General features: G+C 73.0%; 24 protein-coding genes and 1 riboswitch. Of the genes, 13 read left to right on the top strand and 11 right to left on the bottom strand.

What is annotated here, in order from left to right; all coding sequences use genetic code 11:
• Positions 1-35: 35 nt before the first annotated feature.
• The 9 genes from ACIF9R_RS05795 to ACIF9R_RS05755 all read left to right on the top strand — a co-directional run bounded on the left by ACIF9R_RS05795 (position 36) and on the right by ACIF9R_RS05755 (position 8,682).
• On the top strand, positions 36-1,034 hold the full coding sequence (locus ACIF9R_RS05795; protein WP_399974954.1) for a CopD family protein: 999 nt from the start codon (positions 36-38) through the stop codon (positions 1,032-1,034).
• A gap of 117 nt (positions 1,035-1,151) precedes the next feature.
• Entirely contained in the window at positions 1,152-2,135 is a 984-nt protein-coding gene (locus tag ACIF9R_RS05790; protein ID WP_399974835.1) for a DEDDh family exonuclease, read from the top strand.
• A 97-nt stretch (positions 2,136-2,232) separates the two neighbouring features.
• On the top strand, positions 2,233-2,466 hold the full coding sequence (locus ACIF9R_RS05785) for a hypothetical protein (protein ID WP_399974833.1): 234 nt from the start codon (positions 2,233-2,235) through the stop codon (positions 2,464-2,466).
• 51 nt (positions 2,467-2,517) lie between these two features.
• Positions 2,518-3,312, top strand: coding sequence for an SURF1 family protein (locus ACIF9R_RS05780; protein WP_399974831.1), 795 nt, complete (start codon positions 2,518-2,520; stop codon positions 3,310-3,312).
• A gap of 204 nt (positions 3,313-3,516) precedes the next feature.
• Positions 3,517-5,079 carry a sodium:solute symporter gene (locus tag ACIF9R_RS05775; protein WP_399974828.1) on the top strand — a complete coding sequence of 521 codons (1,563 nt, stop codon included), beginning with the start codon at positions 3,517-3,519 and terminating at the stop codon, positions 5,077-5,079.
• Positions 5,076-5,744, top strand: coding sequence for an RNA polymerase sigma factor (locus ACIF9R_RS05770; RefSeq protein WP_399974825.1), 669 nt, complete (start codon positions 5,076-5,078; stop codon positions 5,742-5,744). The genes ACIF9R_RS05775 and ACIF9R_RS05770 overlap by 4 nt, the downstream gene beginning before the upstream one ends.
• Positions 5,741-6,106 (top strand): hypothetical protein, encoded by a 366-nt coding sequence (locus ACIF9R_RS05765; protein ID WP_399974822.1) that lies wholly within the window; start codon positions 5,741-5,743, stop codon positions 6,104-6,106. Before ACIF9R_RS05770 ends, ACIF9R_RS05765 begins: the two co-directional genes overlap by 4 nt.
• A gap of 12 nt (positions 6,107-6,118) precedes the next feature.
• Positions 6,119-7,921, top strand: coding sequence for a glycoside hydrolase family 15 protein (locus ACIF9R_RS05760; protein ID WP_399974819.1), 1,803 nt, complete (start codon positions 6,119-6,121; stop codon positions 7,919-7,921).
• A 5-nt stretch (positions 7,922-7,926) separates the two neighbouring features.
• Positions 7,927-8,682 carry an SDR family NAD(P)-dependent oxidoreductase gene (locus ACIF9R_RS05755; RefSeq protein ID WP_399974816.1) on the top strand — a complete coding sequence of 252 codons (756 nt, stop codon included), beginning with the start codon at positions 7,927-7,929 and terminating at the stop codon, positions 8,680-8,682.
• A gap of 89 nt (positions 8,683-8,771) precedes the next feature.
• On the opposite strand, the gene amaP is transcribed toward ACIF9R_RS05755, so the two are convergent.
• From amaP to ACIF9R_RS05730, 5 genes are read right to left on the bottom strand one after another with little or no spacing between them, the layout of a single operon-like run.
• Positions 8,772-9,350 (bottom strand): alkaline shock response membrane anchor protein AmaP, encoded by a 579-nt coding sequence (amaP, locus tag ACIF9R_RS05750; RefSeq protein WP_399974814.1) that lies wholly within the window; start codon positions 9,348-9,350, stop codon positions 8,772-8,774.
• 2 nt (positions 9,351-9,352) lie between these two features.
• Positions 9,353-9,982, bottom strand: coding sequence for a DUF6286 domain-containing protein (locus ACIF9R_RS05745; RefSeq protein WP_399974811.1), 630 nt, complete (start codon positions 9,980-9,982; stop codon positions 9,353-9,355).
• Positions 9,979-10,362, bottom strand: coding sequence for a hypothetical protein (locus ACIF9R_RS05740; RefSeq protein WP_399974809.1), 384 nt, complete (start codon positions 10,360-10,362; stop codon positions 9,979-9,981). The genes ACIF9R_RS05745 and ACIF9R_RS05740 overlap by 4 nt, the downstream gene beginning before the upstream one ends.
• Positions 10,359-10,544, bottom strand: coding sequence for a hypothetical protein (locus ACIF9R_RS05735; protein ID WP_399974807.1), 186 nt, complete (start codon positions 10,542-10,544; stop codon positions 10,359-10,361). Before ACIF9R_RS05735 ends, ACIF9R_RS05740 begins: the two co-directional genes overlap by 4 nt.
• Positions 10,545-10,569: 25 nt before the next feature.
• Positions 10,570-11,067, bottom strand: a complete 498-nt coding sequence (locus tag ACIF9R_RS05730; RefSeq protein ID WP_399974805.1) for an Asp23/Gls24 family envelope stress response protein — start codon at positions 11,065-11,067, stop codon at positions 10,570-10,572.
• Between the two features lie 86 nt (positions 11,068-11,153).
• On the opposite strand from ACIF9R_RS05730, the gene ACIF9R_RS05725 reads away from it, so the two are divergent.
• On the top strand, positions 11,154-11,930 hold the full coding sequence (locus tag ACIF9R_RS05725; protein WP_399974803.1) for a nucleopolyhedrovirus P10 family protein: 777 nt from the start codon (positions 11,154-11,156) through the stop codon (positions 11,928-11,930).
• A 370-nt stretch (positions 11,931-12,300) separates the two neighbouring features.
• Here ACIF9R_RS05725 and ACIF9R_RS05720 read toward each other — a convergent pair whose 3' ends face one another.
• The 3 genes from ACIF9R_RS05720 to ACIF9R_RS05710 all read right to left on the bottom strand — a co-directional run bounded on the left by ACIF9R_RS05720 (position 12,301) and on the right by ACIF9R_RS05710 (position 15,410).
• The gene (locus tag ACIF9R_RS05720; protein ID WP_399974800.1) at positions 12,301-13,104 is read right to left on the bottom strand and encodes an enoyl-CoA hydratase/isomerase family protein; all 804 of its coding nucleotides are present in this window, start codon (positions 13,102-13,104) and stop codon (positions 12,301-12,303) included.
• A 104-nt stretch (positions 13,105-13,208) separates the two neighbouring features.
• Positions 13,209-13,430 carry a helix-turn-helix domain-containing protein gene (locus ACIF9R_RS05715; protein ID WP_029385158.1) on the bottom strand — a complete coding sequence of 74 codons (222 nt, stop codon included), beginning with the start codon at positions 13,428-13,430 and terminating at the stop codon, positions 13,209-13,211.
• A 381-nt stretch (positions 13,431-13,811) separates the two neighbouring features.
• Entirely contained in the window at positions 13,812-15,410 is a 1,599-nt protein-coding gene (locus tag ACIF9R_RS05710) for an ABC-F family ATP-binding cassette domain-containing protein (RefSeq protein WP_399974798.1), read from the bottom strand.
• 245 nt (positions 15,411-15,655) lie between these two features.
• On the opposite strand from ACIF9R_RS05710, the gene ACIF9R_RS05705 reads away from it, so the two are divergent.
• Positions 15,656-16,069 (top strand): VOC family protein, encoded by a 414-nt coding sequence (locus ACIF9R_RS05705; protein WP_399974795.1) that lies wholly within the window; start codon positions 15,656-15,658, stop codon positions 16,067-16,069.
• Between the two features lie 76 nt (positions 16,070-16,145).
• Here the strand turns inward: ACIF9R_RS05705 and ACIF9R_RS05700 are convergent, their stop codons facing one another.
• The 3 genes from ACIF9R_RS05700 to ACIF9R_RS05690 form a co-directional block, all read right to left on the bottom strand.
• Positions 16,146-17,555, bottom strand: coding sequence for a hypothetical protein (locus ACIF9R_RS05700; protein WP_399974793.1), 1,410 nt, complete (start codon positions 17,553-17,555; stop codon positions 16,146-16,148).
• 147 nt (positions 17,556-17,702) lie between these two features.
• A complete protein-coding gene (locus tag ACIF9R_RS05695; RefSeq protein ID WP_399974791.1) occupies positions 17,703-18,830 on the bottom strand; it encodes an alpha/beta fold hydrolase in 1,128 nt (375 codons plus the stop codon).
• 191 nt (positions 18,831-19,021) lie between these two features.
• Positions 19,022-19,744 carry a class II aldolase/adducin family protein gene (locus ACIF9R_RS05690; RefSeq protein ID WP_399974788.1) on the bottom strand — a complete coding sequence of 241 codons (723 nt, stop codon included), beginning with the start codon at positions 19,742-19,744 and terminating at the stop codon, positions 19,022-19,024.
• Positions 19,745-19,902: 158 nt separating this feature from the next.
• Between ACIF9R_RS05690 and ACIF9R_RS05685 the strand changes: the two genes are divergently transcribed.
• Together ACIF9R_RS05685 and ACIF9R_RS05680 are read left to right on the top strand one after the other, a co-directional pair.
• On the top strand, positions 19,903-21,147 hold the full coding sequence (locus tag ACIF9R_RS05685; protein ID WP_399974785.1) for an anion permease: 1,245 nt from the start codon (positions 19,903-19,905) through the stop codon (positions 21,145-21,147).
• Between the two features lie 31 nt (positions 21,148-21,178).
• Entirely contained in the window at positions 21,179-21,400 is a 222-nt protein-coding gene (locus ACIF9R_RS05680; protein ID WP_399974782.1) for a hypothetical protein, read from the top strand.
• Positions 21,401-21,586: 186 nt separating this feature from the next.
• Positions 21,587-21,730, top strand: a riboswitch (cobalamin riboswitch).
• Positions 21,731-21,835: the final 105 nt, after the last annotated feature.

The raw sequence follows: 21,835 nt of genomic DNA, 5'->3' as shown, positions 1-21,835 counted from the left end.
CTATGTGATGTTGTGAAGATCCTGGGGTGACGCTGATGAAACCCGGCCCCGGGGGGACCGGTGCACACGGGGGCGCCCGGCGTCCGGGCGCCGGGCGGGCCACCGCCGTACTCGTCCTGGTGGCGCTGGGCGCGCTGATACCGCTCCTCGGCCCGTCCCCTGCGCTGCACGGCACGGGGGAGGCCGACGCGCCCGGCACCGGGGGGACGGCCCTCCTGCGCACGGTGCTGTTCGCGGCGCTGTCCGTACCCGTCGGTGAACTGTTCGTCCGACGGCTGGCCCGCTCCATGCCCGGCGCTCCCGCCGTCCTGCCCCGCAGTTGGTCCACCGCGGCGAACTCCGTCGGCCTCGCGGCCGCCCTCGGCCTCGCCTGCCTCGTGGCCACCGGCAATCTCGTCCCCGGCAGCCTCTCCGACATCGACATCGGCGGACTCCACGGCTCCCGGGACGGCAGACTCGCCCTCCTGGAGGTCAACGGCTTCCTCGCGGCGGCACTGTGCGCCGCCTCCGGCCGTCCCGGAACCCAGGCGTGGCCGCTGGCCGCGATCGTCGTCGCGGAGGCGCTGCGCGCGCACCCGCCGGCCGAGCACAGCCCGCTGATCGGCTCCGGGCTGACCCTGGTCCATCTGACCTGCGCGTCCCTCTGGGTGGGCGGTCTGGTGTACGCGCTGCGCACGCTGGGACTGTGGCGGGAGGCGGCGGCCGGCGGCGCGCTGCTGGGGCGCTACGCGCGCGTGGCGGCCGTTCTGCTCGCCGTCATCACCGCGACGGGAGTGTGCAGTTCGCTGCGCCGGATGCCGTCGGAGACCATCCTGGAACAGCTGACGGACACCGCGTACGGGCGGGTGCTGCTCGCCAAGGTGATCCTCGTGGCCGGTGTCTCCGTCCTCGCGCTGTGGGCGCGGATCCGGCTGGCCCGCGCCGCCGACCCGCTGAGCGCGGGTTCACCCGCGCGAGCGGAGGTGTACGCGCTCGCGCTGGTGGTCGCGGTGTCGGGACTGCTGACGGCACTGCCGGTGCCGATCCGCTGGTGACCGGGGACCGTGGACAGTGCCGGGACCTGTCCTCATCCGTCCGGTATCCGAACGGACCGCCCGCGTGGGGCACCTGACGGACAGCAGTGTCGGACGCGGCCCGTATCCTCATGAACCATGCTCGAAGACCTCACCGCCGCAGCCTCCTCCCCCACCGCGTGGCCGGCCGCGTATCCCCGGGGATACGCGGTCGTCGACGTGGAGACCACGGGGCTGGCCCGGGACGACCGGATCATCTCCGCGGCCGTCTACCGGCTGGACGCACGGGGCGAGGTCGAGGACCACTGGTACACGGTGGTCAATCCGGAGCGGGATCCGGGCCCGGTGTGGATCCACGGCCTGACGAGCGAGATGCTTGAGGGGGCACCCCTCTTCCAGGACATCGCCGCGGAGTTCGCGACCCGGCTTGAGGGCCGGGTGCTGGTCGCGCACAACGCCGTCTTCGACTGGCAGATGATCGCCCGGGAGTACGCCCGCGCGCGCGGCGAGGCTCCGGTGAAGCAGCGGCTGTGCACCATCGCCCTCTCCAAGGAGCTGAGGCTTCCCCTGCCCAACCACAAGCTGGAGTCGCTCGCCGCGCACTTCGGCGTCGTGCAGCGGCGGGCGCACCACGCGCTGGACGACGCGCGCGTGCTGGCGGAGGCGTTCCGGCCCAGTCTGCGGGCCGCGGCGGCGGACGGCGTACGGCTGCCGCTGCACGAGTGCCTGCCGCTGACCGAGTGGACGGACCGGCCCCGCATCGGACAGCAGGCCGGCTACGGCGGCCGGCAGCCGTCCAGTTGGCGCCCGTCCCGGAAACGGCCCGCGTGCCCCCACCCCAACCCGGGACGGTACGAACCGGGCAAGCGACTCAAGCAGGGCATGCGGGTGGCGTTCTCCGGGGACACCACCGTCGAGCGGGACCTGCTGGAGGACCGCGCGACCGAGGCCGGGCTGCATGTCGCCACCAGCCTGTCCCGGCTGACCAGCCTCCTGGTCACCAACGACCCCGACTCGGGGACGTCCAAGGTGGTCAAGGCCCGGCAGTACGGCACACCGGTGGTCGACGAGGCGGCGTTCGGCCAGCTGCTCGGCGACGTCGAGTCCGCGTCGCCGGGCTGAGCGGGCACGGCGTGCGGACCCTGCGGACGGGTGATTGACGGGCGACTCGCCTGCCGCCCACTCGCCCGCGCCGCGCCGACGGCTCACGCTGTGCCCCATGGCGACATGCGAAGTCTGCGGCAACAGCTACGGAATGACCTTCGAGGTGCACGCGCAGGGCGCGGTGCACGTCTTCGACTGCTTCTCCTGCGCGATCCACCGCATGGCCCCGATCTGCGAGCACTGCCGGGTACAGATCATCGGCCAGGGCGTCGAGGCCGACGGGCACTGGTACTGCGGTGCGCACTGCGCCCGCGCGGAGGGAAGGGCGGGGATCATCGACCGGGTGTGAATGGACGTACCCGCCTGAAAGCACCCCGCGGCCGAGTTGTACGGTCGTGGGGTGTACCGCTTTCTGTTGTCCCGCCAGTGGGTGACCATCACCCTGGTCGCCCTGCTCCTCGTCCCCACGATGATCTGGCTGGGCTTCTGGCAGATGGACCGCCACGACGAGCGCGCCGCCCGGAACCAGCTGGTCACCGACGCGCTGGCCGCCGACCCGGTCCCCGTGGAGCGGCTGGCGTCCCCCGGGCACGCCGTGACCCGCGCCGAGCGGTACCGCACGGTGACCGCCACGGGCCGCTTCGAGACGGATGACGAGGTCGTCGTCCGCCGCCGCACCAACGCCGACGACGAGGTCGGTTTCCATGTCCTCACGCCGTTCGTCCTCGCCGACGGCGCGGTCCTGCTCGTCAACCGGGGCTGGATCCCCGCGGACGGGCCGAGCCAGACCGCCTTCCCCGACATCCCCGCACCGCCGCGCGGCGAGATCACGATCCGGGGCCGGCTGATGCCCGACGAGACGACCGAGGCGAGCGGCATCAAGGACCTCAAGGGCCTGCCGGACCGGCAGATCATGCTGGTCAACAGCGAGCTGGAGGCCGAGCGGCTCGGCGCCCGGGTGCTCGGCGGCTATGTGGCGCAGACGGCGCCCGAAGCGGAGGGCGGCACCCCGCAGCAGCTGGCGAACCCCGGCAAGGAGAACGCCGCGCTGAACTACGCCTACGCCGTCCAGTGGTGGCTGTTCGCGGCGGCCGTGCCGGTCGGCTGGGTCGTGCTGGTCCGCCGCGAGAACCGGGAGCGGACCGGGGCGGCGAAGACGCCGGACGCCGAGCAGGCGGAACCCGCGGCCGTGTAGCCCTCCCCGGCGAGGGACACGCGGCGTAGCCGGGAATCACCGGTCCGTGCCGCGACCTGCGCTCCTCTCCCGGTTCGGGGCGCTCTGTGCGAGAGTGACGCGGCGCACCGGACGAACGAGCCGTCCGTCCGGTGTCATCCGGACAGGCCCTCCGCGCAACTCTCCCCCGAGGGCACAGCACACCAGGGACCGGGACGGTGACGCATGGCGGACAGCGCCATGACCGCGACGTTCCTCGCCGTGATCGGCGGGGCGTCGCTGCTCGCCGCCACCGCGCGACGGCTCAGGCCGAGCGACCGGCTGCCCTCGCTGGAGGGCTGGGCACTCGCCGACCGGAGCCTCGGCGCCGGCTGGACCTGGCTGCTGCTCGGCGGGACGATCTACACGGCGTACACCTTCACCGCCGTACCGGGTCTGGCGTACGGCAACGGCGCACCCGCCTTCTTCGCGGTGCCGTACACCGTGATCGTCTGCCCGCTCGCCTTCGTGCTGCTCAGCCGGTTGTGGAGCGTGGCCCGGCGGCACGGCTACATCACCGCCGCCGACTTCGTGCGCGGCCGCTACGGCTCGCCCCCGCTGGCCCTGGTCGTCGCGCTGACCGGGATCCTGGCGACGATGCCGTACCTGGCGCTGCAACTGCTCGGCATCCGCGCGGTGCTCACCGCGGGCGGCCTCTATCCGCACGGCGCCACCGGGGACCTGGTGATGGTGGGGGTGTTCGCGGGTCTCGCCCTGGCCACCTACCGGCACGGGCTGCGGGCGCCCACGGTGATCTCCGCGCTGAAGGCGGTGGCGGTGTTCGTCTCGCTCACCGCCGTCTGCTGGCTGGTCCTGGAGCGGTTCGGCGGCCCCGGCGCGGTCTTCGACGGGGCGGCGCGTGCCCTCGGCGGCACGGACACGGCCCACTCCCCGCTGCTGCTCACGCCGGACCAGCAGCCCGCCTACGCCACGCTGGCGCTCGGCTCCGCCCTGGCGCTGCTGATGTACCCGCATGTGCTCACCGCCGGGTTCGCCGCCGACGGCACGCGCACGCTGCGCAAGGTGTCGGCGGGGCTGCCGGCCTGGACCGCGCTGCTGGCGCTGTTCGGGTTTCTCGGCCTCGCCGCCCTGGCGGCCGGGGTGCGGGCCCCCGAGGGCGGGGCCGAGGCGGCGGTGCCGATGCTGGTCGACCGGCTGATGCCGGGCCCGCTGGCCGGGCTGGTGTTCGGCGCGATCGTCGTGGGCGCGCTGGTGCCGGCGGCGGTGATGTCGATCGCCGCCGCGACCAGCTTCGTACGCAATGTGTACGTCGAGTACGTCCATCCGACGGCCACCCCGAAACGGCAGGTGCGGGTCGCCAAGGCGGTGTCGCTGACCGCGAAACTCGGTGCCGTGGCGTTCGTGTTCGGGCTGCGCGACCAGGATGCCATCAACCTCCAGCTGCTCGGCGGGGTGTGGATCCTGCAGATCTTCCCGGCGGTGGCGGTCGGGCTGTACTCGCGGTGGCTGCATCCGAGGGCGCTGCTCGCCGGGTGGGCGGTGGGCATGGCCTGGGGAACGTATCTGGTGGTGCGCGAGGGGTTCGCCTCCATCGTGCCGCTCGACACGGGCGCCGGGCCGCTGGAGATCTACGCCGGGGTCGCCGCCCTGCTGCTCAATCTGACCGTCGCGGTGGCCGGCACCGCAGCCCTGGCACGGTTCGGTGTCCCGCGCGGCGCCGACGCCACCGACCTGCCGTCCCGCCTGATGGCCGGGCGACGTCCGGAGACGGGAGCGAACAACTCGTGAGACGCAGACAGCACACCCGGACCACACTGCCGCCGGCCCCCGCGGCGCCCCCACCCGCCGCGGTCCCGCACGCCCCGGTCCCGCACGCCGCGGTTCCGGCCGCCGCGGTTCCGGCCGCCGCGGTTCCGGCCGGGCCGCCCGGACCCGTCGTCACCGGCCCGGCCGATCTGGAGCGGGAGGCCGGGGTCGCCCGCCTCTTCGAGCTGCACTACTCCTCGATGCTGCGGCTCGCCGTGCTGCTGGGCGCCGACGACCCGGAGAACGTGGTGGCCGAGGCGTACTACCAGATCTACCGCAAGTGGCGGCGGCTGAAGGACGTGGCCGCGGCGGAGGCGTATCTGCGCTCCACGGTCTGCAATCTGACCCGGATGCGGATACGCCACCTCCAGGTCGCCCGCCGGCACGAGGAGCGTCCGGCGGCCCCGTCCGACCAGACCGTGACCTCCGCCGAGAACACCGCGCTGCTCCGCGACGACCAGCGGGTACTGATCGACGCCCTCCAGCACCTTCCGGCCCGGCAGCGCGAGGCGCTGGTACTGCGGCACTGGCTCGGGCTGAAGGAGAGCGAGATAGCCGCCGCGATGGGCATCACCCGCGGTTCCGTCAAGACCCACACCTCGCGCGGTATCGCCGCGCTGACCCAGGCCATGGAGGCCCGGCGATGACGCATCGAGACGCGACCTGGTCGCGTGGCACCGACCCGGACCGCACGGACCACGACCGGGCCGAGCCACCCCGCCCGGCGGACGCGGAGCGCACCGAACGGGAACTGCGCGACGCCCTCCAGGCGCTGGCCGGCGGTGTACTGCCCGACCCCGACGCCTACCGCACCGCGCGCGGCGAGTGGCTGCGCCGGGAACGCCGGCGGCGGCTCGTCCTCACGGTGCTCGTCGCCGTCGTCTTCACGCTGGCCACGCTGATCGGCCTGTGGGTGCTCAATCAGGCCCCCTCGCATCCCGGAGTCATCTTCTCCGGCAACGGCGCCGCGGCGGCCGACGGCCCGTCACTCCCCCGGCTTCAGCGCTGATTGCGGCACCCGATGGCCGGGAACCCGCACCCCGTGCACCGTATCGAGGACTACGCGCTCATCGGCGACGAACAGACCGCTGCCCTGGTGGGCGCGGGCGGCTCGATCGACTGGCTCTGCCTGCCCCGCTTCGACTCGGCGGCCTGCTTCGCCCGGCTGCTCGGCGACGAGAACAACGGGCACTGGCGGATCGCCCCGGTCGGCGCGGACCGCTGCACCCGCCGGTCCTACCGCGAGGACACCCTGGTCCTGGACACCGAGTGGGAGACCCCCGAGGGTGCGGTGCTGGTCACCGATCTGATGCCGCAGCGTCACCGCGCGCCCGACCTGGTGCGCGTCGTGCAGGGCGTACGGGGTGAGGTGACCGTGCGCAGCACGCTCCGGCTGCGCTTCGACTACGGCTCGGTCGTGCCCTGGGTGCGCAGGTCCGACGGCCACCGGGTGGCGGTGGCCGGACCGGACTCGGCGTGGCTGCGCAGCGTCCCGGAGGTGCCCACCTGGGGCGAGGACCTGGGCACCCACTCGGAGTTCACGGTCAAGGAGGGCGAGCGGGTCGCGTTCGTACTGACCTGGCACCCCTCCCACGAGCCGCGGCCCGCGCTGGTCGACCCGTACGCCTCCCTGCGGCACAGCGTCAAGGACTGGAAGGCGTGGGCCGGGCGCTGCCGTTACGACGGCCCGCACCGGGACGCGGTCGTCCGGTCGCTGATCACCCTCAAGGCGCTCACCTACCGTCCCACCGGCGGTATCGTCGCCGCGCCCACTACCTCGCTGCCGGAGGAGCCGGGCGGGGTACGCAACTGGGACTACCGTTTCTGCTGGCTGCGCGACTCCACGCTGACGCTGAACGCGCTGCTGGCGGCCGGCTACCAGGAAGAGGCGGAGGCCTGGCGCGACTGGCTGCTCCGCGCGGTGGCGGGCGACCCGGCGGACCTGCAGATCATGTACGGGCTCGCGGGCGAGCGGCGGCTGCCGGAGTCCGAGCTGCCGTGGCTGTCCGGTTTCGGCGGTGCCGCGCCGGTACGGATCGGCAACGAGGCGGTCAACCAGCTCCAGTTGGACGTGTACGGGGAGGTCGTGGACTCCTTGGCGCTGGCCCGGAGTTCGGGTCTTTCGGTGAAGCCGGACGTGTGGGCGCTGCAGTCGGTGCTGCTGACGTTCCTGCGCACGGCCTGGCGGCAGCCGGACGAGGGCCTGTGGGAGGTGCGCGGCGGCCGGCGCCACTTCGTGCACTCCAAGGTGATGGTCTGGGTGGCCGCCGACCGCACGGTGCGCGCCATGGAGGAGTCCCCGGATCTGGAGGGGGACCTGGACGGCTGGCGGAAGCTGCGCGACGAGGTGCACCGGGAGGTCTGCGAGAAGGGGTACGACCCCGCGCGGAACACGTTCACGCAGTCCTACGGCTCGCGCGAGCTCGACGCGGCGCTGCTGCTGATCCCTCGGGTGGGCTTTCTGCCGCCCGACGATCCCCGGGTGCTCGGCACCATCGAGGCGATCCGTGCGGAGCTGGGCCAGGACGGGTTCGTGCGCCGCTACACGCCGGACGCCACGGAGCTCGACGGACTGCCCGGACGGGAGGGCACCTTCCTGGTGTGCTCGTTCTGGCTGGCGGACGCGCTGCACCTGACCGGCCGTACGGACGAGGCGCGCGAGCTGTTCGAGCGCCTGCTGGGGCTCGCCAACGACGTGGGGCTGCTGGCGGAGGAGTACGACCCGGTGGGCGAGCGACTGCTGGGGAACTTTCCGCAGGCGTTCAGTCACATCGGGCTGGTGAACACCGCCCTGACTCTGTTCGGCGCCGAGGGGGCAGGATAGAAGCCATGGATCTTGGACTGAAGGACCGGGTGTACGTGGTCACCGGGGCGACGCGCGGGCTGGGCAACGCCTCCGCGCGGGAACTCGTCGCCGACGGGGCGAAGGTGGTCGTCACGGGGCGGGAGGAGACGTCCGTCGCGGAGGCGGCCGCCGCTCTGGGGCCGGGCGCGGTCGGGGTGGCCGTCGACAACGCCGACCCGGCGGCACCGGAGCGGCTGATCGCCACCGCGCGGGAGCGGTTCGGGCGCTTCGACGGCGTTCTCGTCAGCGTGGGCGGGCCGCCGCCGGGGTTCGTCGCCGACACCACCGACGAGCAGTGGCGGTCGGCGTTCGAGTCGGTGTTCCTCGGTGCGGTGCGGATGGCCCGGGCGGCCGCGGGGGAGCTGGGCGAGGGCGGTGTCATCGGGTTCGTGCTGTCGGGGTCGGTGCATGAGCCGATTCCCGGGCTGACGATCTCGAACGGGCTGCGGCCGGGACTGGCCGGGTTCGCCAAGTCGTTGGCGGACGAGCTGGGGCCCCGGGGGATCCGGGTGGTGGGGGTGCTGCCGGGGCGGATCGACACGGATCGGGTGCGGGAGCTGGACGCGCTGTCCGCGGATCCGGAAGCCACGCGGCAGGCGTCGGAGTCGCGTATTCCGTTGCGGCGGTACGGGACGCCGGAGGAGTTCGGGCGTACGGCGGCGTTCTTGATGTCGCCGGCGGCGTCCTATGTGTCGGGGGTGATGGTGCCCGTGGACGGGGGTTTCCGGCACGGGTTCTGACGCGCCGGGGTTCATGGTCGCGCGCGGCCCGCGGGGGGACGGTGTGGCGGGGGCAGGGTTGGGGAGCCTGCGGGGTGGGGGCGGGCGGGTCAGGTGACTCGTTCCGGGCGGTGTTTCACCGCGTGCAGGCGGGCCTCCGTGGGGAGGGTGGCCAGGCCGGTGGATTCGCGGGCGTGGGCGAGGACGCCCGTGGTGAGGGTGTGCAGGGCCGTACCGGGGTCCACGTGGGGTTCCAGGGTGAGGAGTATCCGCGTGCGGGGACCGCCGCGGCGGCCGGTGAGCAGGACATGTGCCTGGGCGACGCCGTCCAGGCCGGCCGCTTCCTCCGCCATGGCGTGTTCCAGTGCCCGGCCGCGCAGTGCCGCGCCCTCGCCGTCACCGGTGTCGATCAGTACCTCGGGCAGTCGCCGCCTGCGCAGCACCGCGATCAGCCACCACAGACAGAGCAGGAACAGTACGGCGAGGGCCGCGATGACGACGGGCCACCACCAGTCCTCGTCCCGCCACCGGGTCCGCTCGGCCTCGTCGAGCAGCACGTCGCCGGGTCCGTCGTGCAGCCACCAGGAGGGGGCCGGCGCCCCCAGGCCGATCGCCAGCACGGAACCGCCGAGGGCGGTCAGCACCAGTCCTGCGATCGCGAGCAGCACGCGGTTGACACTCCTGGGCACCGCTACCGTCCCTTCCGTCCGGGCCGCCGCACGCGCAGCGACAGGGTGGGCGGCCGGTCCAGGCCCAGCCCCGCGACCGCTTCGTCGAGCACCTCGGTCGCGTCGGCCCGTACCTCGTCCGGTTCACGGAAGTGCGACACCGCGCGGACATCGGCGCGGGTCCGCTTCACCGTGACCCGTGCCGACTGCACCCCGGACACCTCCATGACCCGGTCGCGGAGCACCGTCGCGACGGCGTCGCGGTGCAGTGCCGCGCGTACGTCGGGGTGGGTGCGGCGCATCGGGAGCAGACCGCGCAGGCCGGGGGTCACGGCGAGCAGGAACAGCCAGAGCCCGAGCGCGGCCGCGACGCCGGCGCCAATCAGCACCCAGATGTCGTCCAGGGGCCGCTCGGCGAGTTGCCGGGCCAGCTCCTTGCGCCAGCTCATCCCGTCCCGGCCGGCGCGCACGGCGACGATGTCGTAGAGGAACGCGCCCGCGATCACCAGGATCACCAGCGCGAGCAGGCCCGCGGGGACCCGGCGGGCCGACCAGAAGCGCCGGTGCCTTTGGTCGGCGCGGCCGGACCCGGCGGTCCGGCCCTCCGCGGGCGGTGGACTCTGCTCCGCGACCGTGCCGTGGGGTTCGCTCATCGCGTCCTCCCGTGCTCCGCGCCGGACGCGGCCGCCGGGTGCAGCCGTTCCACCTGCACGACGACCTCGGGCACGGCCATGCCCGTCAACGCGCGTACCCGTTCCACCACGTGGCTGCGTACCCGTCGGCACCGGCCGCCGATGTCGCCGGGGTAGTCGAGTTCGATGTGCACGCGGACCCGGGCGGCGTCGTGGTGCACGACCACGCTCGCGTGGGGTGGTGCGGCGCCCGGCGCCGGTGTGCCGATGGCCTCGCGGGCGGCCTGCGTGGCGATCTTCGCCACCACCCGGTCGGCGATCCTGGTCGCCCCGCGCTCGCCCGCCGCGACGGCGGCCGGACCTCCATCGAGTTCGACGGCCCCCGTGCTCACCGCCGTCACCGCCGCCGTTCGTCACGGGGGCGGAAGAAGTCGCCGAGTTCCAGGTCTCCCTCGAGGAACCGTCCGACGACGAAGCCGACGGCGCCCAGGGCAGCCACCAGCAGGAAGGCCCCGAATCCGCCGAAGTATCCGGCGAAGCCCAGTGCCATGCCGGCGATCATGCCGACCACGGCCATTCTCATGGTGCGCTCCTCCGCTCACCGAGCTCTACTGAAGGCGGCTCTCCCGCTGCTCCTCTTCCTCTTCCTCGGGCAGCTTCACGTCGGTCACCGCGATGTTGACCTCGACCACCTCCAGGCCGGTCATCCGCTCGACCGCCGCGATGACGTTCTCCCGTACGTCCCTGGCGACATCGGTGATGGACACGCCGTAGTCGACGACGATCTCCAGGTCGAGCGCGGTCTGCACCTCGCCGACCTCGACCTTCACACCGCGCGTCACCGACTTCTGGCCGCCGGGCACCCGGTCGCGTACCGCTCCGAAGGTCCGCGACAGTCCGCTGCCCATGGCGTGGACGCCGAGCACGTCCCGGGCGGCCAGCCCGGCGATCTTCTCCACGACCCCGTCGGAGATGGTGGTACGGCCACGGGTGGAGGGGTCGCCTCCGCCGCGCCGGGTTGCCTGACCCTTGCGCGGGGCGGTCTCCACGAGGTGCTTCTCCGGGTCGGAGGCCCGTACCGAGCCGTCACCGGTCATGTCGGTCATCGCCGCAACTCCCTTCGAGCGTCCTCCTTCGACCACCGTATGCGTGCTTGCCGTGTACCGCGCCAGGAATGCGGCAGGCTGGAGGAGTGACGGTGGACCGATGGACGCACGCGGTGCGGCAGCAGGTGGGGCTGGGCAGGATCGTGCCCCTGGGCGGACCGCGCGACGGAGCGTGGATCGCCGAGCGGGCGGCGGCGGAGCTGCTGCGCCGCGCGGTGGAGCGGGACGCGCCCGGCGTACGCCTGGACGGTCTGCGGATCGGGCTCGCCGCACCGGAGGACGCGGGTGAGCCGGTCGTGCCGGCCCCGCCGAGCGCGCTGCCGCCGGGTCCGCTGCGGCTGGCCGTGGAGTTCGCGGCCACGGCGGCGCGGCCACTGCCGGTGACGGCGTCCCGTCTGCGTGCGGCACTGGCCGGGGCCGCCACGGAACGGATCGGGCTGGCGGTGACGGAGGTGGACCTGCGGGTGACGGAGCTGCTGGACACCGATCCGCCGGCGCATGCGGCCGCGCCGGCGCCCGAGCCGGCCAAGGCGTCCGAGCCGGCCAAGGCGTCCGAGCCGGCCGAACCAGCCGAACCAGCCGAACCAGCCAAGTCGGCCGGCCCCGACTCGGAAGCGGGCCGGATCGCGGCCGCCGCGCTCGCCGTCCCGGGAGTGAGCCGGCTGACGGGCACGCCGGGCCGCCCGGTCCAGCTGTCCGAACACCACAGCGGCGCGGCCCTGCCCCGCCGCCACGCGCGCGTGGACCTCGCGGTCCGGGTGGATCACCGCCCCCTGGAGGTGGCCCGAGCGGTCCGCGAGGCCGTGTCCGCCGCCCTGCCGGACCGGCCGACGGTGACGGTCCTGGTGACCGCGCTCGACTGACCGCCCCGCCGGGGCCCAGCGGCGCGAGCATCCGGCGGAACACCCCGGGACGGGCCCGCGGCGGGGTCGCGTCCCGCGAGGTGGTGTAAGCGATCACGCGCTTCGCCCTCCGGTACCCGGCTCACGACGATCTGCACGTCGGCGCGGCACGCGAAGTGGCCCGGTCCGGCGCCGGGAGTGCCCCAGCCGGTCGACGTCCCGGCGTGACCTGCGAGTTCCGGTCCGCTGATCGGCTACACCACCCGGCGGGGCGCCATCCGCGGCGGCACCCCGGCACCCGCGCGCGGTGCCGGGGACCTCACCTCACGCGCACGGGCTTCGCGGCGGCCGGGCGACGGGACGGGCCACGCCGGGGCGTGAACCGTGTGCGTTATTCGCCGAGGCCGGCCAGGTCGCGCAGGCGACGGGCCTGGGCGGCTCGTTCGGCGGCGCGCTGCTCCTCGTAGGTGCGGTCCTGAGCGCCGCGCAAAAGGGCCTTCGTCTCGATGACGGCGTCCCGGGGGGCGGCCAGCAGCGCCGCGGCGAGGTCCTGGACGGACGCGTCGAGATCGGCCGCGGGCACCGCGAGGTTGGCCAGGCCGGTGTGCACGGACTCCTCGGCCGTGACGAAGCGCCCGGTCGCGCAGATCTCCAGCGCGCGGGCGTATCCGACGAGGCCCACCAGGGGGTGTGTGCCGGTCAGGTCGGGGACGAGACCGAGGCTGGTCTCGCGCATGGCGAACTGCACATCGTCCGCGACAACACGCAGGTCACAGGCGAGGGCCAGCTGGAAGCCGGCTCCGATGGCGTGTCCCTGCACGGCGGCGATGGACACGATGTCGCTGCGCCGCCACCAGGTGAACGCCTCCTGGTACACGGCGATGGTGGCGTCCAGCTCGGCGTCGTCGGCACGCGCGAGGTCGAGGAACGACGGCTCGCCCTCGATTCCCTCGGGGGAGAGCATCTGCCGGTCGAGGCCGGCGGAGAAGGACTTGCCCTCACCACGCAGCACCACGACCCGGACGGAGCCGGGCAGCAGCCGGCCCGCCTCGGTCAGCGCCCGCCACAGAGCGGGGCTCTGCGCGTTGCGCTTGGCCGGGTTGGTCAGCGTCACCGTGGCGATCGCGTCGTCGACGGTGAGCCGTACGCCGTCCTTGTCGAGTGCAGGACCGAGGTCCTGGGCGGACGAAGCCATGGGGCGCCTCCGATGGGTGCGGTCATCTAAGTGACTGCACAGTAACCACCCGGCCGGTCAGTCGGCCGACCGGGTGGCCACCATCGGGTCTCGTGGCGCCGGGATCAGGCCGACGGGGCCTTTTTGCCCCGTGTCGCCCCGCCACGCCCTCGCAGCGTGACGCCCGACTCGCTGAGCATGCGGTGCACAAAGCCATACGAGCGGCCGGTCTCCTCGGCCAATGCCCGGATGCTCGCACCGGCGTCGTACTTCTTCTTCAGGTCTGCCGCGAGCTTGTCGCGCGCGGCGCCGGTCACCCGGCTGCCCTTCTTCAGAGTCTCGGCCACCCGTGCCTCCTCATGGGAAGTGCGCTCTGGTCTCCTCATGATCACCCCTCCCGGCCCTCATGGCCACCCATTCGGCAAGGTCGATGAGACAAGGTGGTGACGACGGGAGCGCGTCCCCACAACCGGAAGTAGTGATTCCGGGTGGCGTCATCCCTGCTTTTCCTCGACATCTTCTGGGAAACACCAGGTCAGAGAGGCAGGACGGCCGAGCCCCGGTTCGCCGGGGGCTCGGCCGCGAAATCGGTGTAGGACACACCCCGGGATGAGGAGATCTCACACGAATGATGGATCACCGATGGGCCGAATGATCCATACGCAGTGGATCACGCCTTCGATCACCCTGGGCCGACGTCCTGGCTCGCCCCCGGAGGCGGACCCGGATCAGGCCAGGGCGACCAGGTCCGCGTAGTCGGAGCCCCACAGGTCCTCGACGCCGTCCGGCAGCAGGATGATCCGCTCCGGCTGGAGCGCCTCGACGGCGCCCTCGTCGTGCGTGACGAGGACGACCGCGCCCTTGTACGTGCGCAGCGCGCCGAGGATCTCCTCGCGGCTGGCCGGATCGAGGTTGTTGGTGGGCTCGTCGAGAAGCAGCACGTTGGCCGAGGAGACCACGAGGGTCGCGAGCGCCAGACGGGTCTTCTCACCACCGGAGAGGACGCCGGCCGGCTTGTCCACGTCGTCGCCGGAGAACAGGAACGAGCCGAGCGTCTTGCGGACCTCGACGAGGTCGAGGTCGGGGGCGGCGGAGCGCATGTTCTCCAGCACCGTGCGGTCCGGGTCGAGGGTCTCGTGCTCCTGCGCGTAGTAGCCGAGCTTGAGGCCGTGGCCCTCGATGACCTGGCCGGTGTCGGGCTTCTCGGTACCGGCGAGGAGACGGAGCAGGGTCGTCTTGCCCGCGCCGTTGAGGCCGAGAATGACGACACGGGAGCCCTTGTCGATGGCCAGGTCGACGTCGGTGAAGATCTCCAGCGAGCCGTAGGACTTCGACAGCCCCTCCGCCATGAGCGGGGTCTTGCCGCACGGGGACGGCTCGGGGAAGCGCAGCTTGGCGACCTTGTCGGACTTCCGCTCGGCCTCCAGGCCGGCCAGCAGCTTGTCCGCGCGGCGGGCCATGTTCTGCGCGGCGACGGTCTTGGTCGCCTTGGCGCGCATCTTGTCGGCCTGCGAATGCAGCGCGGACGCCTTCTTCTCGGCGTTCTGCCGCTCCCGCTTGCGGCGCTTCTCGTCGGCCTCGCGCTGCTGCTGGTACAGCTTCCAGCCCATGTTGTAGACGTCGATCTGGGCGCGGTTGGCGTCCAGGTAGAACACCTTGTTGACGACCGTCTCGACCAGGTCCACGTCGTGGGAGATCACGATGAAGCCGCCGCGGTAGGTCTTGAGGTAGTCGCGCAGCCAGACGATCGAGTCGGCGTCAAGGTGGTTGGTCGGCTCGTCCAGCAGCAGGGTGTCCGCGTCGGAGAACAGGATCCGGGCGAGCTCGATGCGGCGGCGCTGACCGCCGGAGAGGGTGTGCAGGGGCTGGCCGAGCACGCGGTCGGGCAGGTTCAGCGCGGCGGCGATGGTGGCGGCCTCGGCCTCGGCGGCGTACCCGCCCTTGGTGAGGAACTCGGTCTCCTGGCGCTCGTACTGCTTGAGGGCCTTCTCGCGGGTGGCGCCCTGTCCGTTCGCGATGCGCTGTTCGTTGTCGCGCATCTTGCGGATCAGTACGTCGAGGCCGCGGGCGGAGAGGATCCGGTCGCGGGCGAGGACGTCGAGGTCGCCGGTGCGGGGGTCCTGCGGCAGGTAACCGACCTCGCCGGAGCGGGTGACCGTACCGGCGGCGGGGATCCCCATGCCGGCGAGGACCTTGGTGAGGGTGGTCTTGCCCGCACCGTTGCGGCCGACCAGGCCGATGCGGTCGCCCTTGGCGATGCGGAAGGTGGCGCTTTCGATGAGCACGCGGGCACCGGCGCGCAGCTCGATGCCGGAGGCGGAGATCACGGACAGACTCCAGGGCAGGTATGGGGTGGCGGTGGGCGGCTGAGGACGTTCCCGCCGTCTAATGCGCGAGGAGAATGGCCATGCGAGCCATTCTAACGGGGCCCCGCAAGAGCTTTTTCTGGGCGCGGGGCCGGTGTGCGGACGTCCCGCCGGGACCCGGGGTTCGGCACCGATGTCGGTGCCGGGTGCCAGACTGGGCGGCAACTGGACATTTCGGCGTACGCGAGACACAGGGAAGTGATCGCATGGCTGGCACGGGCGGCGGGCGTCCGAGCGTGGTTCCGACGTTGCTGTACGGGGACGCGAAGGCGGCGATCCGGCAGCTCACGGAGGCGTTCGGCTTCAGGGAACTGTCGGTCTACGAGGGCGAGGACGGCACGGTGATGCACGCCGAGCTGGCGCAGGGCGACGGCGTGGTGATGCTGGGCTCGAAGGGCCGGGGCGGAGCGTTCGACACGGCGATGGAGGGCGCGGGCCCGGCCGGGGTGTACGTCGTCGTGGACGATGTCGACGCACACCACCGGCGCGCGGTGGAGCAGGGCGCGGAGATCCTGATGCCGCCGACGGACCAGGACTACGGCTCACGGGACTACATGGCCCGTGACGTGGAGGGCAACGTGTGGAGTTTCGGCACGTACGCCCCGGAGACGGGGGGCTGAGGCCCGGCCCGTCCCCGGTGCGGTGGCGCTGTCCCGGGGTGACGGCGCGGTCAGCCGCCGGTGTGGACCTGGGCGGTCAGCCGCCGGTGTGGACCTGGAAGGCGGCCCGGCGGACCGCCTTGGCCAGGGCCGGGTCGGGGTGGGCTGCCGCCAGGGCGACCAGGACCTGCACCGTGCGCGGGTGGCCGACGGCGCGTACCTCGCTGAGCAGCGCGGGGACGGTCGGCTGCACCGCGGACTCCAGGTGCCGGACCAGCAGGGGGGCCTCGCCGTGGTCGGCGACGGCGGCGGCCGTGTCCACCCACAGCCAGGTGGCCTCCTCGCGGGTGAGGACCTCGTGGGCGTCCTCGGGATCGGCGCCGTCGTGCTCGGCGAGCCACAGCAGGGCGTACGGCCGCAGCGTCGGTTCGTCGAGCACGGTACGGACCTCGGGCTCCGCGGGAGCGCCGACCACCCGCAGCGCCTCGAAGGCGAGGCCGCGCAGCAGGGCGTCCTCGCCGCGGGCGGCGCGGATGAGCTCGGTGACGGCGCTGCCGACCGGCCGGGCGGCGAGCCAGGCCCGGTACTCGGCGCGGGCCGCGTTGGGGCGCAGTTGGGCGCAGCCGCGCAGCATGTCCTCGGCGCCCTGCTCGATGTTCCCGGCGGGGCTCTGCGCGGCGACGCAGATCTGCTCCAGCTTGACCCACACCGCCCAGCTGCCCAGCGGAGTGAGCGTGGCCTGTCCGTCGCCGTAGGTGAGGGCCCCGACGGAGGCGAGCGCGGACAGTGCCCAGTCGAGCAGCGGCTCGAGCGGGGCGTCGGCCACGGCCGGCTCGGGGAGCGCGGGCCGGGGCACGTCGGGCTGCGGCGCGTAGTCGATCTCGCAGCGTTCCGTACGCAGCTCGGTGACCCGCTGCTGCAGCAGATCGAGGAGCTGCGGCACGGGAACGGGGCCTGCGGACAACTGGAGGAAGGAGAGCACCTGCGGCATCGCCGTGACGACCTCGGCGACGGCGGCGGACTCATACTCCTCGGGTTCGGGATGGGCCAGCGACCAGGCGTCGCACAGGGCCACCCAGCCGCGCAGCACGGCGCTGTCGTCGCGGTTCCAGGCCCGCAGCCGCCAGCCCGGGCGGGCGGTGCCGCCGTGCACCTCGATGAGGCCGGCCAGGCGGGCGGTGTCCCAGTCGGCACGGACCTGAGCCGGGGTCAGGCCGAGTGCCCGGGCCGCCCGTTGCGCGGTCGCGTCGGAGAGGGTGGCCTTGCCGTCGGCGGTGGCGCTGTCCCCGCCGGGGCCGAGAGCCGCGTCGGCCCAGCGGGCGACGCGGGCCGCCGCGGCCAGACCGGAGCGCGCCATTCTGGCCAGCTCCGCCGGTGCGGGGGTGCCTTCCGGGGGGCGTGGCGCGGGGCGGCGCGAGCGCCGCTGGTTGATCGCTGTGGGGGCGGCGGCCAGGGGTCGCGGGCGGACGAGTCGAAGCCTGGAGTCGCGCGGGATACGGGACGTCACGGGTGCAGTCTCGCGGTTGACGGTCCGAAATCCCAAACGGAATGCCGGCGGAGCCGCGGGGACGGCCCGCGACCCGGCCCCGGACGCGGTCGGAGGGAGGGATTCGGGCCAGTGGTGGAGGGCTGAACGGAATCCTCGGCACCGGCTTCACATCAGCGGGGTGAGGAAGCGTCGCAGCGCCTCCTCGTAGGCCTCCTGGTCGACGTTCCACATGGCGGCGTGGGGGGCGCCCCTGACGGTGTGCAGGGTGACGGTGTTCGGGTGGGCCGCGGCGAGGCGGCGGGAGAACCGCCAGGGAGCCACCTTGTCGTCGGGGCCGTGGAAGATGTGCGTGGGGACACCGATGCGGTCCAGGTGGACGGCGCCGGGAGTGCGCTCGCCGTGCAGCCCCGTGCGGCCCTGGGCGGCGCGGACGGCGAGCGGCAGCAGCGCACCCGGGGTGCGGTGGGCCGCGGCGAGGGCGCGCAGGGTCGCCTCCCAGTTGAGGACGGGCGAGTCGAGAACGAGACCGGTGACGCGTTCGCGCAGTTCGGAGCGGGCCGCGGTGCGCAGTGCCATGGTCGCGCCGCTGGACCAGCCGTAGAGGACCACCTTCCGGGCTCCCGCGCTCACCGCGTGGTGCAGCACCGCGTCGAGATCGTGCCACTCGGTCTCGCCCAGGTGGTTGAGGCGGTCCGGGGAGGCCGGTGCGCCCGGGTCGCCCCGGTAGGCGGGGGCGAGCACCGGGAAGCGGTGGCGGTGCAGGAACTGCATGAGATTCATGGTGTGTTCCCGGGTGGTGCCCAGTCCGTGGACGGCGATCACCCAGGTGTCCCGGTCACCCGGCACGAACCACACGGGCAGCGGGCCGAGTTCCCCGGGGACCCCGAGCCCTGTGTGGTCCAGGCCGAGGGCGGTGCCCGGGTCGCCGACGTGGAGGTTCGGGGTGAGCCAGGCGTGGTCGCCGGGCTCCGGGGTTCCGTGCGTGACGCGTTCCAGGCGCCGGACGACGGTGTCGGCGGATGTCGGGGTGTCGGACAGCACGGGCCCGACGACGGCGTGGAAGCCGTCGCCGGTGAGACCGTGGCGGCCGGGGCGCAGCGCGGCGAGGTCCCGGGTGAGGGTCACCTGGCCGGCGGCGGTGGCGTGGACGGTGAGCCGGGGCTCGGTGGGCAGGGGGCCGCCCGGCGGGATCCGGAGGGCGGCGTCGCTGGCGAAGCGGCCGGCGGCGACTGCGGCGACGCCGGCGCCCATCACGGCGGTGACGGCAGCGGCCGTCGCTCTGACAGTGCGCACGCCTCCCAGTGTCGGGGCGGAACGCGGGAGCGGCCAGTGGGCGCGGAGTGAGGGGTGAGGGGTGGTTCTCTCGCCCCCGCCGCCCCTTCCCGTCCCGTCCCTGGGGGCGCCGCCCCCAGACCCCCGTTGCGCAGTTCCCCGCGCCCCCAGCAAGAGCGCCCACGCGGCGGAGTTCGGGTGTGTCGGGTTTGTCAGGTCCGCTGGCCGTAGGTGTGCAGGCGCTCGGCGGCCTCGGTGAGTTGCTCCGGGCTCAGGAGGTGGGGGGAGCGGTCGGGGAGTGATGACGCGGTCAGCCAGAGTCTGCACATCCACTCCAGCTGGGCGGTGCGGTCGTAGGCCTGGGTGAGGGTCGTGCCGTGGGTGACCGTGCCGTGGTTCTGCAGCAGGCAGCCGGTGCGGCCTTCGAGGGCGCGGAGCATGTTCCCGGCCAGTTCGTCGGTCCCGTAGGTCGCGTAGCGGGCGACCCGGACGGGGCCGCCCAGCGCCGCGGCCATGTAGTGGATCAGCGGCAGTTCGTCGACGAGGGTCGAGACAGCCGTGGCGTGCACGGCGTGCGTGTGCACCACGGCGCGCGCGGCGGTGGTGCGGTACACGGCGAGATGCAGGGGCAGCTCGCTGGTCGGGACCAGTGTGCCGAGCACCTGCCGGCCGGTGAGGTCGACGCCGGTCACATCGTCCGCCGTCAGCCGGTCGTACGGCACTCCCGACGGCGTGACGAGAATCACCTCCCCGACCCGTACCGAGACATTCCCGGAGGTACCGACCACCAGTCCGTCGGCGACGGTCCGGCGCGCGGCCTCGACGAGTTCCGTCCAGGCCCGCGCCTCCTCCTCGGCCACCTGCCGGCTCCCCCTCGGGCCCCCGGCGCCCTCCGTCTCCCGCCCGTCCCGCTTGCCCCACCTCTGTTCAGCCATGCCTCGATCCTGCCAAAACGGCCCCCCTGCCGCATGGGCCGCCGGCGGAGCGGCCTCCCCCTCTTACGGTCACCGCGATGCCCATTCCAGTTCATCTTCCGTTCACCCTGGTTACCTACGTTCAACCAGCCAATGACTTCGAACGATTGCCTGGGTAAATGGAAAGCTTCTCGCTGATCCTCGCGATTGTGGTGGTAACCGCACTCGCGTTCGATTTCACGAACGGTTTCCACGACACCGCGAACGCGATGGCAACGACCATTTCGACCGGTGCCCTCAAGCCCAAGGTCGCGGTGGCCATGTCCGCCGTGCTGAACCTTGTCGGCGCATTCCTCTCGGTGGAGGTCGCCAACACGATCTCCAAAGGCCTCGTCGACGAGGCCGGCATCCGTCCCGAGGTCATCTTCGCCGCGTTGGTCGGCGCGATCCTCTGGAACCTCCTGACCTGGCTGGTCGGACTGCCGTCCAGTTCCTCGCACGCCCTCATGGGCGGTCTGATCGGCGCCACCGTCGCCTCCGCCGGCTTCGGCGCGGTGCACGGCGACGTCCTCGTCACCAAGGTGCTGATCCCGGCGATCGCCGCGCCGCTGGTGGCCGGACTGGCCGCGATGCTCGCGACCCGGCTGACCTACCGCATGGGCGGCAAGGCCAACGGCAAGTCCGCCGAGAAGGGCTACCGCGCCGGCCAGATCGCCTCCGCCGGTCTGGTCTCCCTCGCCCACGGCACCAACGACGCCCAGAAGACAATGGGCATCATCACGCTCGCCCTGGTGGCCGGCGGCGCCGTCGCCCCCGACTCCGACCCGCCCCTGTGGGTCATCCTCTCCGCGGGCATGGCCATCGCGCTGGGCACCTACCTCGGTGGCTGGCGCATCATCCGCACCATGGGCAAGGGCCTGACCGACCTCCAGCCGCAGCAGGGCTTCGCCGCCCAGACCAGCGCCGCGACGGTCATCCTGGCCTCCTCGCACCTCGGTTTCTCCCTCTCCACCACGCATTCCGTTTCGGGTTCCGTGATGGGCGCGGGCCTGGGCCGCAAGGGCGGCGTCGTCCGCTGGTCCACCGCGACCCGGATGTTCGTCGCCTGGGGTCTGACACTGCCGGCGGCCGCCGTCGTCGCGGCCCTCGCCGAGTGGATCTGCGGCTTCGGCAGCTGGGGCACCGCCGTCGTGGCCGTCTTCCTGATCGCCTCCAGCGCGGCGATCTGGAAGATCTCCCGGCGCGAGGTCGTCGACCACACCAACGTCAACGACCACGAGGAATCCGGTGAGGAGCCGTCCGGCGTGGTGACGCAGGCCATGGCCGCGGTCACCCCGCCCCCCGCGGGCACCGTCACCGAGGACCTCTCGGCCACGATCCCGGCCCCCGCCGAGCCGGCACCGCCGGCCAAGACCGCCGTCTGACCGCGGCCCGGCACGAAGGAAGAAGAGCACCATGAAGATCGACTGGGCGGCCCTCGGCTCCGTCTTCGGCGTCAGCCTCGTGGTCACGGTGGCCCTGGTGGGCCTGTTCACCCTCGGTATCAGCGGCCTGTCCCGCCGCGAACGGGCCGCCGCGCAGGGCCAGTCCGCCGGCCTGGCGGTCACCGGCGCCTACGTCTGCTTCGCCGCGTGCGCGGCGGCGGTGGCGTACGGGATCTACCTGATCATGGCCTGAGTACCACCTGAACCCGCCGCGGTCGTCATCCGACCGCGGAGCGTCTCCGTCCGACGGGCGGTGCGTGAGCTCCCGGCTCCCGCACCGCCCGTCGGCGTGTGCCCCCGCCGCCCGCCGTTCACCCACTGGAGCCCCGCTGTGGGCCTCAGCACACTTCAGCCCCGCAGGTCAACGGCAGGTTGACGGCCGTTGACGGACCGTGGTGGACTGCCTCAGCCAATACGGCGGCAGAAGAGGAAGCCGGTGCGATTCCGGCGCGGTCCCGCCACTGTCACCGGGGTGGAACACCCCCGGGAGCCAGGAACTCTCGCCGCCGGTCTCGTCGAGCCAGGGCGTGGACACCCTGAGTGAGGACACATCGCCATGCGCGGCAGCCTGCCGAGGTCGATCAGCGACTCCCCACCCCGCTTCGGGGCCGCTCCCTCCGGATCCGTC

Source organism: Streptomyces sp. NPDC086080, from assembly GCF_044540255.1.
Taxonomy (GTDB): Bacteria; Actinomycetota; Actinomycetes; order Streptomycetales; family Streptomycetaceae; genus Streptomyces.
The sequence above is the reverse complement of the archived record's forward strand: the minus strand, read 5'-3'. Positions and strand labels throughout refer to the sequence as shown.